Annotated in this window: 16 protein-coding genes; 15 read left to right on the top strand and 1 reads right to left on the bottom strand. The window is 72.0% G+C overall.

Annotated elements, in window-relative coordinates; translation table 11 throughout:
- Window position 1 precedes the first annotated feature (1 nt).
- Window positions 2–904 carry a methyltransferase domain-containing protein gene (locus QHG49_RS10620; protein WP_301488886.1) on the bottom strand — a complete coding sequence of 301 codons (903 nt, stop codon included), beginning with the start codon at window positions 902–904 and terminating at the stop codon, window positions 2–4.
- A gap of 526 nt (window positions 905–1,430) precedes the next feature.
- On the opposite strand from QHG49_RS10620, the gene QHG49_RS10615 reads away from it, so the two are divergent.
- From QHG49_RS10615 to dprA, 15 genes are all read left to right on the top strand, one after another.
- Window positions 1,431–2,027: a hypothetical protein gene (locus QHG49_RS10615; RefSeq protein WP_145485581.1), complete on the top strand. Its 597-nt coding sequence runs from the start codon at window positions 1,431–1,433 to the stop codon at window positions 2,025–2,027.
- A 271-nt stretch (window positions 2,028–2,298) separates the two neighbouring features.
- Window positions 2,299–2,718 (top strand): 30S ribosomal protein S16, encoded by a 420-nt coding sequence (rpsP, locus tag QHG49_RS10610; RefSeq protein ID WP_145485580.1) that lies wholly within the window; start codon window positions 2,299–2,301, stop codon window positions 2,716–2,718.
- A gap of 5 nt (window positions 2,719–2,723) precedes the next feature.
- Window positions 2,724–2,963 (top strand): RNA-binding protein, encoded by a 240-nt coding sequence (locus QHG49_RS10605; RefSeq protein WP_037654567.1) that lies wholly within the window; start codon window positions 2,724–2,726, stop codon window positions 2,961–2,963.
- Between the two features lie 120 nt (window positions 2,964–3,083).
- A complete protein-coding gene (gene rimM, locus QHG49_RS10600; protein ID WP_301488881.1) occupies window positions 3,084–3,707 on the top strand; it encodes a ribosome maturation factor RimM in 624 nt (207 codons plus the stop codon).
- A complete protein-coding gene (trmD, locus tag QHG49_RS10595; RefSeq protein ID WP_301488879.1) occupies window positions 3,707–4,540 on the top strand; it encodes a tRNA (guanosine(37)-N1)-methyltransferase TrmD in 834 nt (277 codons plus the stop codon). Before rimM ends, trmD begins: the two co-directional genes overlap by 1 nt.
- A 134-nt stretch (window positions 4,541–4,674) precedes the next feature.
- Entirely contained in the window at window positions 4,675–5,025 is a 351-nt protein-coding gene (rplS, locus tag QHG49_RS10590) for a 50S ribosomal protein L19 (protein ID WP_037654561.1), read from the top strand.
- 45 nt (window positions 5,026–5,070) lie between these two features.
- Window positions 5,071–5,769 carry a signal peptidase I gene (gene lepB / locus QHG49_RS10585; RefSeq protein WP_301488877.1) on the top strand — a complete coding sequence of 233 codons (699 nt, stop codon included), beginning with the start codon at window positions 5,071–5,073 and terminating at the stop codon, window positions 5,767–5,769.
- On the top strand, window positions 5,762–6,853 hold the full coding sequence (gene lepB / locus QHG49_RS10580) for a signal peptidase I (protein WP_159705413.1): 1,092 nt from the start codon (window positions 5,762–5,764) through the stop codon (window positions 6,851–6,853). Before lepB (QHG49_RS10585) ends, lepB (QHG49_RS10580) begins: the two co-directional genes overlap by 8 nt.
- Window positions 6,837–7,751 (top strand): signal peptidase I, encoded by a 915-nt coding sequence (lepB, locus tag QHG49_RS10575; protein WP_370530451.1) that lies wholly within the window; start codon window positions 6,837–6,839, stop codon window positions 7,749–7,751. Before lepB (QHG49_RS10580) ends, lepB (QHG49_RS10575) begins: the two co-directional genes overlap by 17 nt.
- Before the next feature lie 111 nt (window positions 7,752–7,862).
- Window positions 7,863–8,648 carry a signal peptidase I gene (gene lepB, locus QHG49_RS10570; protein WP_301488874.1) on the top strand — a complete coding sequence of 262 codons (786 nt, stop codon included), beginning with the start codon at window positions 7,863–7,865 and terminating at the stop codon, window positions 8,646–8,648.
- On the top strand, window positions 8,638–9,156 hold the full coding sequence (locus QHG49_RS10565) for an NUDIX hydrolase (RefSeq protein ID WP_145485573.1): 519 nt from the start codon (window positions 8,638–8,640) through the stop codon (window positions 9,154–9,156). The genes lepB (QHG49_RS10570) and QHG49_RS10565 overlap by 11 nt, the downstream gene beginning before the upstream one ends.
- Window positions 9,157–9,212: 56 nt before the next feature.
- Complete coding sequence (locus tag QHG49_RS10560; RefSeq protein ID WP_014675276.1) at window positions 9,213–9,521, top strand: DUF2469 domain-containing protein; 309 nt, start codon at window positions 9,213–9,215, stop codon at window positions 9,519–9,521.
- Between the two features lie 126 nt (window positions 9,522–9,647).
- Complete coding sequence (locus tag QHG49_RS10555; protein WP_167532241.1) at window positions 9,648–10,010, top strand: YraN family protein; 363 nt, start codon at window positions 9,648–9,650, stop codon at window positions 10,008–10,010.
- Entirely contained in the window at window positions 10,011–11,636 is a 1,626-nt protein-coding gene (locus QHG49_RS10550; RefSeq protein ID WP_159705422.1) for a YifB family Mg chelatase-like AAA ATPase, read from the top strand.
- Complete coding sequence (gene dprA / locus QHG49_RS10545; RefSeq protein ID WP_301488861.1) at window positions 11,633–12,988, top strand: DNA-processing protein DprA; 1,356 nt, start codon at window positions 11,633–11,635, stop codon at window positions 12,986–12,988. The genes QHG49_RS10550 and dprA overlap by 4 nt, the downstream gene beginning before the upstream one ends.
- The last annotated feature ends 143 nt before the right edge of the window (window positions 12,989–13,131 follow it).

The raw sequence follows: 13,131 nt of genomic DNA, 5'->3' as shown, positions 1-13,131 counted from the left end.
CTCACGGGACGCGGGCGATCAGGTAGCGGAAGACATTGGGCATCCAGACGGTGCCGTCGGCGCGGCGGTACGGGTGCAGGGCCTCCGTCAGTTCCTTGTCGACCTGCTCGGCGTCGGTCGCCGCGATCGCCGCGTCGAAGAGCCCGGTGGACAGCAGCCCGCGCACCGCGCTGTCCGGGTCGGCGTACCCGAACGGGCAGGAGACCCGCCCGGAGCCGTCCGGGCGCAGCCCCGCCCGCTGGGCGGCCTCCTCCAGGTCGTCCCGCCGGGGCGGACGCCAGCCGCTGTTGCCGCGCAAAGGATCAGCCAGTTTCGCCGCGACGCGCAGCACGGTGGAGGTGGCGCAACGTTCCTGCGGGCCCCAGCCGGCGAGCACCACGGCGGTGCCGGGCGCGGTGCGGGGGAGGGCCCGGGCGAGCAGGGCGGCGAGCGCCTGGGGATCGCCCGAGGGGCAGCGGATCGGGTCGAGTGCGGTGATCAGGTCGTACGACCCGATCGGCTCGGTGGTCACCGTCCCCGTCCTCGTGCCCGTCCCCGTCCGTGGCCCTGTTCCGGTTCCGGTTCCGGCGTCCGCCGGTGGGCCGAGCAGGAGTTCCGCGCGCGGGGCGCCGCCGTGCGGGGGGCGCAGCCGTTCGCGGGCGAGGGCCAGGAGGCCGGGGGAGGGGTCGGTGCCGGTGACGGCGGCGCCGCGGGCGGCCGCGAGGAGGAGGGCGAGGCCGGCGCCGCAGCGCAGGTCCAGCAGCCGGGTGTCCGGGCCCACGTCGAGCCGTTCGTACACGGCCTCGTGGAGCGGGACGAACATGCGTTCCTGTATCTCGGCCCAGTCCCGCGCGCGGGCCTCCGCGTCCGCGTGCGCCGCGGGAGCCACGTGTGGCGGTTGCCGCCGTACGAGCGAAGCTGTCATGGATAAGCGCTCCCATCCGCCGACGGTTCGCCGCTGTGTCCGGTCGTGTGTGGCCCCCGTGTCCGTCCTCGCGGACATTCCACCTATGCCAGGTAACCCCCGCCTCGCGGCCCCGTCCAGGGGTCGAGGGGGACCGCTTGGGCGCAGTGCGCCGGTGTGGCGAGAATTCACATCCCGGCAACCAGGCCGCCCTTACGGTGATCACGCCGGAGGACGGGCCGGTGCCGAGGGGGGCGGTCGCGCACGGTAACGTCGCGACCGTCACGAACGCCGACCAAGGAGCGACCCGGCATCGAGAGCGGCCGAATCGCCCCTTGCGCATCCTCGGGCCGTCGTCGTGACAGGGCGTACTGGGCGGATCGTAGTGCCGCCTACGCACCGGCTTGTTACGAGCTGTGAGGCTTCCTCCACACATCGGCGCACGCGCCCTCGTCAGGACGCATCAGTGCCAACTGACGGGTACGTGCAAATTATTTGGGATGCCCCGGAATAGGAACACAGCGTGCCCCCCGCTCGTTGTCATTACGTGAGCACGACACAGACACCACCTGTTCTCGCCGCAGAGCTGGCACAGGCGTGGGCCGACATTCAGCGGTACCACCCCGATCTGCCAGATCTCGCCGCGCCAGAGTCCTTGATCGGAGAGTCGTCGTCCGCGTGCGGACACGAGCTCTCCTTCGAACGACTGCTCCATGAGGCAGTCCACGGCATCGCCGCCGCGCGCGGGATCCGCGACACCTCCCGCGCCGGTCGCTACCACAACCGACGGTTCCTCTCGATCGCCGAGGAGCTGGGCCTGGACCACCCCGAGGAACCGCATCCCAGCAGCGGCTTCTCCCTGGTCACGCTCAACCCCGAGGCGAAGCGGCGCTACCGGCCGACCATCGAGCGTCTCCAGCGCGCCCTCAAGGCGCACTCGGCGGCCACGACGGAGGACACCTCCCGTACCTTCCGGGGTCCGGCCGCCCGCCATGGCTCCTCCGGTGGCGGCGTCCGCGTCAAGGCCGTCTGCGACTGCGGTCGCAATGTCCGCGTGGTCCCCTCCGTCCTCGCCCAGGCACCCATCGTCTGCGGCGGCTGCGGCAAACCCTTCCGCATCCCGGAGATGTCGGGCGCCGCCTGACCCTCGCCCGGCATCTCGTGGGTGCCGGACCCCACACCACGACCACACACCGCGCCCGTCGGCACCCCAGGCCGACGGGCGCGGTGCGGCGTTCCCCTCTCCCCCGGCCAAGAGGGGTCCGCCGGGTATGGCAGAATGGATGGCTGTACTCGACAGCCGCACAGGACCCCTCTCTCCTCCGGCTGACGCGTCCGTCGGGCACACGGGTACCGCAACCCCACGCGGCAACGCGCCGTGCCCCACCACGTCAAAACCAGGAGAATCCACTCCCGTGGCAGTCAAGATCAAGCTGAAGCGTCTGGGCAAGATCCGTTCGCCTCACTACCGCATCGTCGTCGCCGACTCCCGTACCCGCCGTGACGGCCGGGCCATCGAGGAGATCGGCAAGTACCACCCGACCTACAACCCGTCGGTCATCGAGGTGGACGCCGACCGCGTGGCGTACTGGCTCGGCGTCGGCGCCCAGCCGACCGAGCCCGTTCTCGCCATCCTCAAGAAGACCGGCGACTGGCAGAAGTTCAAGGGCGAGCCCGCCCCGGCGCCGCTGCTCGTCGCCGAGCCGAAGCCGGCCCGTCCGTCGTTCGACGCCCTCGGTGGCGACGACGACGCCAAGGGTGAGGCCATCACCCAGAAGAAGAAGGCTGAGAAGAAGGACGAGGCCGCGGCTGAGTCCGAGTCGACCGAGGCCTGAGCAGCATGCTCGAAGAGGCGCTTGAGCACCTCGTGAAGGGCATCGTCGACAACCCTGACGATGTGCAGGTCGCCTCGCGCGACCTGCGCCGCGGGCGCGTGCTGGAGGTCCGGGTGCACCCCGAGGACCTCGGCAAGGTGATCGGCCGCAACGGTCGTACCGCGCGCGCTCTGCGTACCGTCGTGGGCGCCATCGGCGGTCGCGGTGTCCGCGTCGACCTGGTCGACGTGGACAACGTCCGCTGACGCTTCATCGCAACCGGCTCGGGCCGGGGAGGGCCACTCGGCCGTCCCCGGCCCGTAGTCGTATGAGCCCGTAGTCGTATGAGCAGGACACGCGCAGCAGATGACAGGAGAATGGGACAGGTGCAGCTGGTAGTCGCACGGGTCGGCCGTGCCCACGGCATCAAGGGCGAGGTCACCGTCGAGGTACGTACCGACGAGCCGGAGCTGAGGCTGGCCCCCGGCGCCGTACTCGCCACGGATCCCGCCGCCACGGGACCGCTGACCATCGAGACGGGCCGCGTCCACAGCGGCCGTCTGCTCCTGCGCTTCGCGGGCGTCACCGATCGGACGGGCGCCGAGGCCCTGCGCAACACCCTCCTGATCGCCGACGTGGACCCGGAGGAGCTGCCGGAGGGCGAGGACGAGTACTACGACCATCAGCTCATGGACCTGGACGTGGTCACCGAGGACGGTGTGGAGGTCGGCCGGATCACCGAGATCTCGCACCTGCCCTCGCAGGACCTGTTCATCGTGGAGCGCCCGGACGGCACCGAGGTCATGATCCCCTTCGTGGAGGAGATCGTCGCCGAGATCGACCTGGAGGAGCAGCGGGCCGTCATCACGCCCCCGCCCGGCCTGATCGACGACCGCGCCGAGATCGCCTCCAGCCGCGAGGCGGGGGGAGCGGAGCCCGAGCGGGATGAGCCGGGGGACGAGCAGGGCAAGCCGGGGGACGAGCAGGGCAAGCCGGGGGACGACGCGTAATGCGCCTGGACGTCGTCACGATCTTCCCCGAGTACCTGGATCCCCTGAACGTCTCGCTCGTCGGCAAGGCCCGCCACCGCGGACAGCTCGCCGTCCACCTCCACGACCTGCGGGAATGGACGTACGACCGGCACAACACGGTCGACGACACGCCGTACGGCGGCGGCCCCGGCATGGTCATGAAGACCGAGCCCTGGGGCGACGCCCTGGACACCGTCCTGGCCGACGGCTACGAGAGCGGCGCCCACGCCCCCGCGCTGATCGTCCCCACCCCCAGCGGCCGGCCCTTCACCCAGGAACTCGCGGTGGAGCTGTCCGAGCGGCCCTGGCTGATCTTCACACCCGCCCGCTACGAGGGCATCGACCGGCGTGTCTTCGACGAGTACGCCACCCGGATGCCCGTCCACGAGGTGTCCATCGGGGATTACGTCCTCGCCGGCGGTGAAGCGGCCGTCCTCGTCATCACCGAGGCCGTCGCCCGGCTGCTGCCCGGCGTCCTCGGCAACGCCGAGTCCCACCGCGACGACTCCTTCGCGCCCGGCGCCATGGCAAACCTGCTGGAAGGCCCCGTCTACACCAAGCCGCCTGCCTGGCGCGGCCGGGACATCCCGGACGTGCTGCTCAGCGGTCACCACGGCAAGATCGCCCGCTGGCGCCGCGACGAGGCCCTGCGCCGTACGACCCGCAACCGGCCCGATCTGATCGAGCGCTGCGACCCGAAGGCCTTCGACAAGAAGGACCGCGAGATGCTGTCCATCCTGGGCTGGGAACCGGACCCGGACGGTCACGCGTACGGCCGATTTTGGCGCCGGGCCCCCGGCATGGAAGAATAGGCCGCTGCTGTGCGCTCGTCCGGTGTGCGCCCCTGCCACAGGGGGACAAGACGCCCGACCCGACCGCGCCGCAGCTCCCTGTACATCTTCACTCCCGTTGATGACCTGTGGCATCAGCGAAGAAAGCAGACGAAATGTCTCACCTGCTCGACACCGTCGACGCCGCGTCGCTGCGCAGCGACCTCCCGTCCTTCCGCCCGGGTGACACCGTCAACGTCCACGTGCGCGTCATCGAGGGCAACCGCTCCCGTGTGCAGCAGTTCAAGGGCGTTGTGATCCGTCGCCAGGGTTCCGGTGTCCGCGAGACCTTCACGGTCCGCAAGGTCTCGTTCTCCGTCGGCGTCGAGCGCACCTTCCCGGTGCACACCCCGATCGTCGAGAAGATCGAGCTGGTCACCCGTGGTGACGTGCGCCGCGCCAAGCTGTACTACCTCCGTGAGCTGCGCGGCAAGGCCGCGAAGATCAAGGAGAAGCGCGAGAGCTGAGCGCCTCCCCGGAGTCATAGCGGGGCCGGATAACATCTCGCCCCGATGGACACCGAAGCACAGCCGACGAAGCGCGACCGCACCTCCCGCCCGGATTTCCCGGGCCCGGAGGAGCGGTCGCGTTTCGCGTTGCTGACGCGGATCACCGAGTGGCTGCCGGGCGGCCGCGTCACCCTCACCCTCTTCGCCTGCCTGGTGTTCCTGCTCCTGCTGAGCACCTTCGTGGTGCAGCCCTTCCAGATCCCGAGCGGATCCATGGAGGAGGGCCTGCGGATCGGCGACCGCGTCCTCGTCAACAAGCTGACCTACCGCTTCGGTGCCGGTCCCGCCCGCGGAGACGTGATTGTGTTCGACGGAAGCGGGTATTTCGGGGACGGCGACTACATCAAACGGGTCGTCGGGGTGGGCGGGGACCATGTGGTCTGCTGCGACAAGCGGGGGAGGATCGAGGTGAACGGCCGCGCGGTCGACGAGTCGGCGTTCCTCTACCCCGGGGACAGTGCCTCCAGCGTGCCGTTCGACGTCTCGGTGCCCCCGGGCACGCTCTTCGTCCTCGGTGACCACCGCAGCGACTCCAGCGACTCCCGGGACCACCTCGGCTCGCCGGGCGGCGGCATGATCCCGGTCGGCCGCGTCATCGGCCGGGCCGACTGGATCGTCTGGCCGTACCCCCACTGGACCCATCTGACGCGGTCGCCCGCCTACGCGCGCGTGCCCGCCGCGACGGGCGGTGCCCATGGGTAACCGCGGCAAGCCGCGCGCGGGCTCCGGCCCGGCCGGTCCCGAGCCGTCCGGTGCCGGCTCCCGGCGCAGCTCCGCGCCCGGCGGCGGCCGTACCCGCGCGGAACGGCGGAAACTCCAGCGCAAGGTCAAGCGCAAGCGCAGACGTTCAGCCGTTCGGGAGATCCCCCTTCTGGTGGGTGTCGCGGTGCTGATCGCGCTGGTCCTGAAGACCTTCCTCGTCCAGGCGTTCGTGATCCCGTCCGGCTCCATGGAGCAGACGATCCGCATCGGCGACCGCGTCCTGGTCGACAAGCTGACGCCCTGGTTCGGCGCCGAGCCGAAGCGCGGTGACGTCGTCGTCTTCCACGACCCGGGCGGCTGGCTGGCGGGCGAACAGGCCGCCCAGAAGCCCGACCCGGTCGTGGTCAAGCAGCTCAAGGAGGGCTTCAGCTTCATCGGGCTGCTGCCGTCCGACAACGAGAAGGACCTGATCAAGCGGGTCATCGGGGTCGGCGGCGACCACGTCAAGTGCTGCGACGCGCAAGGGCGGATCACCGTCAACGGCGTGCCGCTGGCCGAGAAGGACTACCTCTATCCGGGCAACGACCCGTCCGACATGCGCTTCGACATCACCGTCCCCGAGGGCCGGCTGTGGGTGATGGGCGATCACCGGGCCGACTCGGCGGACTCCCGCTACCACCGGGACTCCCCGTACGGCGGAACGGTGTCGGTGAAATCGGTGGTCGGGCGGGCCATGTGGATCGGCTGGCCGATCGGCCACTGGACGCGCCTGGAGGAACCTAAAACCTTTGCAAGCGTTGCCCGCGCCGGGACGCGGACGGCTGCGGCTCCGCCCCTGTCGCATAGGGTTGACCATGAGAATCCGAACGGAATGACCCGGCTCCCGACCCCTGCGGAACTCCCGCTCGTTATGGGAGTGGTGGGCCTGCGCCGTCTGTGGCGCGGGCGGCGGCACGGAGTGAGGAGTTGGCGTGGGGGATGTGGCGGTTGGCGCACGGTCGGGTCACGACGGCGAGGAGCACCGCGGAAACCCCGCGGCAGCGGACGACTCAGGTTCGGACGGCGCGATGACCACCGGGAATGACGCGACGGGCGACGACGGCGCCCCCCGCGAGGGACAGGGCTTCGGCAGCGGCGGCACCGGCGATGCCGCGCCGCCGCCCAGGAAGCCGCGCTCCTTCTGGAAGGAGCTGCCGATCCTGATCGTGATCGCGCTGGTCCTCGCGCTGCTGATCAAGACCTTCCTGGTCCAGGCGTTCTCGATCCCCTCCGCCTCGATGGAGAACACCCTCCAGATCGGCGACCGCGTCCTGGTCGACAAGCTCACCCCGTGGTTCGGCTCCGAGCCCGAGCGCGGCGAGGTCGTCGTCTTCCACGACCCGGACGACTGGCTGGCGGGCGAGCCCGCGCCGAACCCGAACGCGGTGCAGAAGGTCCTCAGCTGGATCGGGCTGATGCCCTCCGCCAATGAGAAGGACCTGATCAAGCGCGTGATCGGCGTCGGCGGCGACACCGTCGAGTGCAAGGGCACCGGCCCCCTGCTGGTCAACGGCAAGGCGCTGAACGAATCGTCGTACGTCTACCCCGGCAACACCCCGTGCAGCCAGGACGACCAGGGCGGCCAGTTCAAGGTGAAGGTCCCCAAGGGCTACCTCTGGGTGATGGGTGACCACCGGCAGAACTCCCGGGACTCGCGCTACAACCAGACCGACAAGAACCACGGCTTCGTGCCCGTCGACAAGGTCGTCGGCCGCGCCATCGTCAAGGCCTGGCCCATCAGCCACTGGGGCACCCTGCCCGTCCCGGACACCTTCGACCAGCCGGGCCTCGGCAACCAGCAGTCCTCCGCGGCCGCCTCCCTGACGGTCGCCCCCGAGGGCGTCGCCGTCGCGGCCGTCGCCCCCGTCGTCGTATGGCGGCGCCGGCGCGCGGACCGACTGCGTTCGGACGCCCTGCCGACGTCGGTCGCCGGCCGGCGCTGAGCGTCGCGTCCACGCCTTCCCGTGCCGCGCGCGAAGCCCGGGGAAAGCTGTCCCCCCGGTCCTGGAAGAGGGGCTGACCTCGCTCGGTACCGACAGGTAGGGTGCGGGTCCATGGGTGGTGAGAGTACGACGCGTACGGCCCCGCGCAGCGGCGGCACCGGGACGGCGGCGAGCGGCGGCCGGCTCGGGCAGCGGCTTTCCGGGGTGGCCGTGGCCCTGGGCCTGGTGCTGTTCCTCGGCGGCTTCGGCTGGGCGGCGCTGAGCTATCGGCCGTACACCGTGCCCACCAGCTCCATGACCCCCACCATCGACGCCGGCAACCGGGTGCTCGCCCAGCGGGTGGACGACGGCGACCAGGTGCGCCGCGGCGATGTGGTCGTCTTCCGCGACAGCAGCTGGGTCACCGGCTCCGATGTCGTCAAGCGCGTGGTCGCGGTCGGCGGCGACACCGTGTCCTGCTGCACGGACGGCAGGCTGACCGTCGACGGCAAGCCGATCGAGGAGCCGTATCTGCCCAAGGGCACCCTGGCCGAGAACCAGAACTTCGCCACCGTGACCGTCCCCAAGGGCCGGCTCTTCCTGCTCGGCGACGAACGCCAGGGCTCCCTGGACTCCACCGCCCACCTCACCGACGCCGCCAAGGGCACCGTCGCCCGCACCGCGGTGATCGCCCGTGTGGACGCCGTCGTCTTCCCGTGGAAGGGCGGACTGAAGCGCCCCACCGGGTTCGAGGCGCTGGGCCCCCTCTCGCAGCCGGGTCCGCTGGCCACCATCGAGCTGCTGATCGTCGTCGGCGCCGTGCTCGTCCTCGGCGGCGGCGCCTACGGGCCGATCGCCAAGCGGGCCGGCCGCTCCCGGGCGCGTGCCGCCCGCGCGGAGGCGGCCGGTGTCCGCTGAGCCCGAGTGCGAACAGCCGTACGAGGGTGGCCTGCGCAAGGTGGCCCGTGTGGTGCTGCTCGACCCCCAGGACCGCATCCTGCTGCTGCACGGCCATGAGCCCGACGACCCCGCCGACGACTGGTGGTTCACGCCCGGCGGCGGCCTGGAGGGCACCGAGACCCGCGCTGAGGCCGCGCTGCGGGAACTGGCCGAGGAGACCGGCATCACCGAGGTCGACCTCGGCCCGGTGCTGTGGCGGCGCCGCTGCTCCTTCCCGTTCGCGGGCCGCCGCTGGGACCAGGACGAGTGGTACTACCTGGCCCGTACGACCCGGACCGCGACCGCGCCGACCGGTCTGACGGAGCTGGAGCGGCGCAGCGTCGCCGGAGCGCGCTGGTGGACGTGCCGGGAACTGACCCGGGCACATGAGACGGTGTATCCGACCAGACTCGCCGAGCTGCTGCGCACGCTGCTCGACGAGGGTCCCCCGGCCGCCCCCGTGACCCTCGACACGGAAATCGTCTGAGGGCCGGCGGAACTGGCGCACAATGGGTGGATCGCACGGCTGAAGGGGAACATGCCATGAGCGCCGAGGACCTCGAGAAGTACGAGACCGAGATGGAGCTGAAGCTCTACCGGGAGTACCGAGATGTCGTCGGTCTGTTCAAATACGTGATCGAGACGGAACGGCGCTTCTACCTCACCAACGACTACGAGATGCAGGTGCACTCCGTCCAGGGCGAGGTGTTCTTCGAGGTGACGATGGCCGATGCCTGGGTCTGGGACATGTACCGGCCGGCCCGGTTCGTCAAGCAGGTCCGGGTGCTCACGTTCAAGGACGTGAACATCGAGGAGCTGAACAAGAGCGATCTGGAACTGCCGGGCGGCTGATGACCTGCGGTTTCCGTCCGATAGACCCATCCGGGTGACGGGTTTTTCCACAACCACCCGGTAGCCCACCAAGATCCACTCGGTGGGGCGGGATGCGTGACGGTTGGCGCCGGAGGTGGTGCCGACATGAACGCACGAGAAGCGATCGGCAGGTACGGAGAAGACCTGGCCGCCCGGCGGCTGGCCGAGGGCGGGATGACGATCCTGGCGCGCAACTGGCGCGCCGGACGCAGCGGCGAGATCGACATCGTGGCCAGGGACGGCGAGATCCTGGTCGTCTGCGAGGTCAAGACCCGCGCGGGCGGCCGGTACGAACATCCCATGGCCGCGGTGACCCCCGAGAAGGCCGCCCGGCTGCGCGACCTCGCCGAACACTGGATCCACGCCCACGGCGGCGCCCCACCGGGCGGGGTCCGCATCGACCTGGTCGGCGTCCTCGTCCCCGGCCGCGGCGCACCCCAGGTCGAGCACGCCCGGGGGGTGGCCTGAATGGCATTCGCCCGCACCTGCTCCGTCGCCCTCGTCGGCGTCGAGGGCGTGGTCGTCGAGGTCCAGGCCGACCTCGAACCCGGCGTCGCCGCCTTCACCCTGGTCGGCCTCCCGGACAAGAGCCTGACGGAGAGCAGGGACAGAGTGAGGGCGGCGGTGGTGAATTCCGGCGCGCCCTGGCCCGCCAAGAAGCTCACCGTCGGCCTCAGCCCCGCCTCCGTGCCCAAGAGCGGAAGCGGCTTCGACCTGGCGGTCGCCGCGGCCGTCCTCGGGGCCGCGGAACGGATCGACCCCCGGGTCCTCGCCGACATCGTGATGATCGGGGAACTCGGGCTGGACGGTCGGGTGCGTCCCGTACGGGGCATCCTGCCCGCGGTCCTCGCCGCGGCCGACGCGGGGTACGAGCAGGTGGTCGTGCCCGAGTGCGCCGCCGCGGAGGCCGCGCTGGTCCCCGGTGTCTCGGTGCTCGGCGTCCGCAGCCTGCGCCAGCTCATCGCGGTACTGGCCGAGGAACCCGTGCCCGAGGAGGAGCCCGATGAACTGGGCCGCCCGGACCCGCTGCTGGCCGGGCTGCGGGTGCCGGGCACCGGCGCCGCCACCGGCATGCACAGTCTCGGCGCGGCCCAGCACGACTGCGAGCACGACCTCGCGGACGTCGTCGGCCAGACCTCGGCCCGTACGGCCGTGGAGGTGGCCGCCGCCGGCGGACACCATCTGTTCCTGGAGGGGCCGCCGGGCGCGGGCAAGACGATGCTGGCCGAACGCCTGCCCGCGGTGCTGCCGAGGCTCACCAGGGAGGAGTCCCTGGAGGTCACAGCGGTGCACTCGGTGGCGGGGCTGCTGCCACCGGGCAAGCCGCTCATCGACATCGCCCCCTACTGCGCCCCGCACCACTCGGCGACGATGCAGTCGCTCGTGGGCGGCGGCCCCGGCATCGCGCGCCCGGGGGCGGTGTCCCTCGCCCATCGCGGAGTGCTGTTCCTGGACGAGGCACCCGAGTTCCACAGCCAGACCCTGGACGCGCTGCGGCAGCCCCTGGAGTCCGGGCATGTCGTGATCGCGCGCAGCGCGGGAGTGGTCCGCTTTCCGGCGCGCTTCCTGATGGTGCTCGCGGCCAACCCCTGCCCCTGCGGCCGCTTCTCCCAGCGCGACGCCCTGTGCGAGTGCCCGCCCTCGGCGATCCGCCGCTACCAGGCCCGGCTCTCCGGGCCCCTGCTGGACCGGGTGGACCTGCGCGTCGAGGTCGATCCGGTCACCCGGGCCCAGCTCACCGCGCCGGGCGCCCGCGGGGAGCCCACGGCGACCGTCGCGGACCGGGTCCGCGGGGCAAGGGAGCGTACGGCGGCCCGCCTCGCCGGCTCACCCTGGCGCACCAACAGCGAGGTCCCCGGCAGGGAGCTGCGCAGCCGGTTCCAGGCCGTCAGCGGGGCGATGGACGAGGCCGAGCGCAGCCTGGAGCGGGGCGTGCTCACCGCCCGTGGCATCGACCGGGTGCTGCGTGTCGCCTGGACGGTCGCCGACCTCGTCGGACACGACCGCCCGGACGCGACCGACGTCGCCCTCGCCCTGCATCTGCGCACCGGCGTCCCGCGCGGGGTCCCGATGGCCATCGGCGCACTGACATGACCGGCGACGGCCTCACGGCAGGCCGACCAGCACCCGGACGGACCGAGGAGAACCCGCCACCCCCCGAACCGACTTCACCGGCCAGGACCGGAGGAGACGGTCCTGGCCCCGGCCCCGGCCCGAGCCTTGGCCTCGGTTCCTGCCCTGATCCTCGCCTGACCGAGGTCGGTCCTGGTGCGGCAGCCCCGCCCCCCGACCCCGACCCCCCTGTGGACGAGGAGACACTCGGCCGGATCTTTCTGGGGCGGGTGATCGAGCCCGGGGACGAGGTCGGGGGGCGATGGGTGAGGGAGGTCGGAGTCGGAGAGGTGGTGCGGCGGGTCAGGGCAGGGGGCGCGGCGCTGCCGGGGGTCGGCAAGGTGCGGTGGGCCGGGCTCCTGGCGCGGGCCGCGCGGGCCGAACCGGAGCGGGACCTGGCACGGGCCCGGGCGGCGGGCGCCCGCTTCGTCGCGCCGGGAAGCCCCGAGTGGCCCCGGCAGCTGGACGACCTCGGGGACGCCCGCCCCCTCGGACTCTGGGTCCGCGGCCGCCCCAGCCTGCGCATGTGGGCGCTGCGCTCGGTCGCCGTGGTCGGCGCCCGCGCCTGCACCGAGTACGGCACCCACGTCGCCGCCACCCTCGCCGCCGGCCTCACCGAACGCGGCTGGGTCGTCGTCTCCGGCGGCGCCTACGGCATCGACGCCGCCGCCCACCGCGGCGCCCTCGCCGCCGGCGGAGCCACCGTCGCCGTCCTGGCCAGCGGCGTCGACCGGCCCTACCCCCGCGGCCACACCACCCTGATCGAACGGATCGCGCACCAGGGCCTGGTGATCGGCGAACTGCCCCCGGGCGACCACCCGACCCCGAGCCGCTTCATCCTGCGCAACCGCGTCATCGCCGCCCTGACCAGGGGCACCGTCGTCGTGGAGGCCGCCTGCCGCAGTGGCTCGCTCGCCACCGCGCGGGCCGCGCAGCGCCTGGGCAGACACACCATGGGCGTGCCGGGCCCGGTCACCAGCGCCCTCAGCGCCGGGGTGCACGAACTGCTGCGCGGCGAGGCCACCCTCGTCACCGACGCCGCCGAGGTGGCCGAACTCGTCGGCGACATGGGCGACCTGGCCCCGCCCCGCAGGGGCCCGGTGCTGCCCCGCGACCTGCTGGCACCGGCCGCCGGAACCGTCCTCGCCGCGCTGCCCGGCGACCGCGCGGCCCCCGCCGGGGAGATCGCGGCGGCCGCCCGCACCACCCCGGACGAGGCGATCGCGAGACTGTACGAACTCCGAGCACTTGGATACGTCGAACGACATGGCGATGGCTGGAAGTTGACACGCCAGGCGGTGATCTCGGCCCGGACGGGCCGCTCCCCATGCTGACCGAGCGTGTTCGGCCGTCCGGGGGAACACCCGACGCCCTTGGGGTTTCCCGCAGTTGGCGCCCATCCGCCATCACACAGAGCGACCTGCGGAAGGTGATGCCGATGGGGCCCCCGAGACCCGCGCAGGGGTGGTGCCTCGTC

The sequence above is a fragment of the Streptomyces sp. WP-1 genome (assembly GCF_030450125.1).
Classification (GTDB): Bacteria; Actinomycetota; Actinomycetes; order Streptomycetales; family Streptomycetaceae; genus Streptomyces; species Streptomyces incarnatus.
This window is presented reverse-complemented; position numbering and strand designations above follow the sequence as displayed.

Excerpts from the sequence above, each read along its gene's own strand:
- rplS (WP_037654561.1), top strand. The coding sequence starts at position 4,675 with ATGTCTCACCTGCTCGACACCGTCGACGCCGCGTCGCTGCGCAGCGAC.
- QHG49_RS10605 (WP_037654567.1), top strand. The coding sequence starts at position 2,724 with ATGCTCGAAGAGGCGCTTGAGCACCTCGTGAAGGGCATCGTCGACAAC.
- QHG49_RS10620 (WP_301488886.1), bottom strand. The coding sequence starts at position 904 with ATGACAGCTTCGCTCGTACGGCGGCAACCGCCACACGTGGCTCCCGCG.
- lepB (WP_301488874.1), top strand. The coding sequence starts at position 7,863 with ATGGGTGGTGAGAGTACGACGCGTACGGCCCCGCGCAGCGGCGGCACC.
- QHG49_RS10550 (WP_159705422.1), top strand. The coding sequence starts at position 10,011 with ATGGCATTCGCCCGCACCTGCTCCGTCGCCCTCGTCGGCGTCGAGGGC.
- lepB (WP_370530451.1), top strand. The coding sequence starts at position 6,837 with ATGACCACCGGGAATGACGCGACGGGCGACGACGGCGCCCCCCGCGAG.
- dprA (WP_301488861.1), top strand. The coding sequence starts at position 11,633 with ATGACCGGCGACGGCCTCACGGCAGGCCGACCAGCACCCGGACGGACC.
- lepB (WP_301488877.1), top strand. The coding sequence starts at position 5,071 with ATGGACACCGAAGCACAGCCGACGAAGCGCGACCGCACCTCCCGCCCG.
- lepB (WP_159705413.1), top strand. The coding sequence starts at position 5,762 with ATGGGTAACCGCGGCAAGCCGCGCGCGGGCTCCGGCCCGGCCGGTCCC.
- QHG49_RS10560 (WP_014675276.1), top strand. The coding sequence starts at position 9,213 with ATGAGCGCCGAGGACCTCGAGAAGTACGAGACCGAGATGGAGCTGAAG.
- trmD (WP_301488879.1), top strand. The coding sequence starts at position 3,707 with ATGCGCCTGGACGTCGTCACGATCTTCCCCGAGTACCTGGATCCCCTG.
- QHG49_RS10555 (WP_167532241.1), top strand. The coding sequence starts at position 9,648 with ATGAACGCACGAGAAGCGATCGGCAGGTACGGAGAAGACCTGGCCGCC.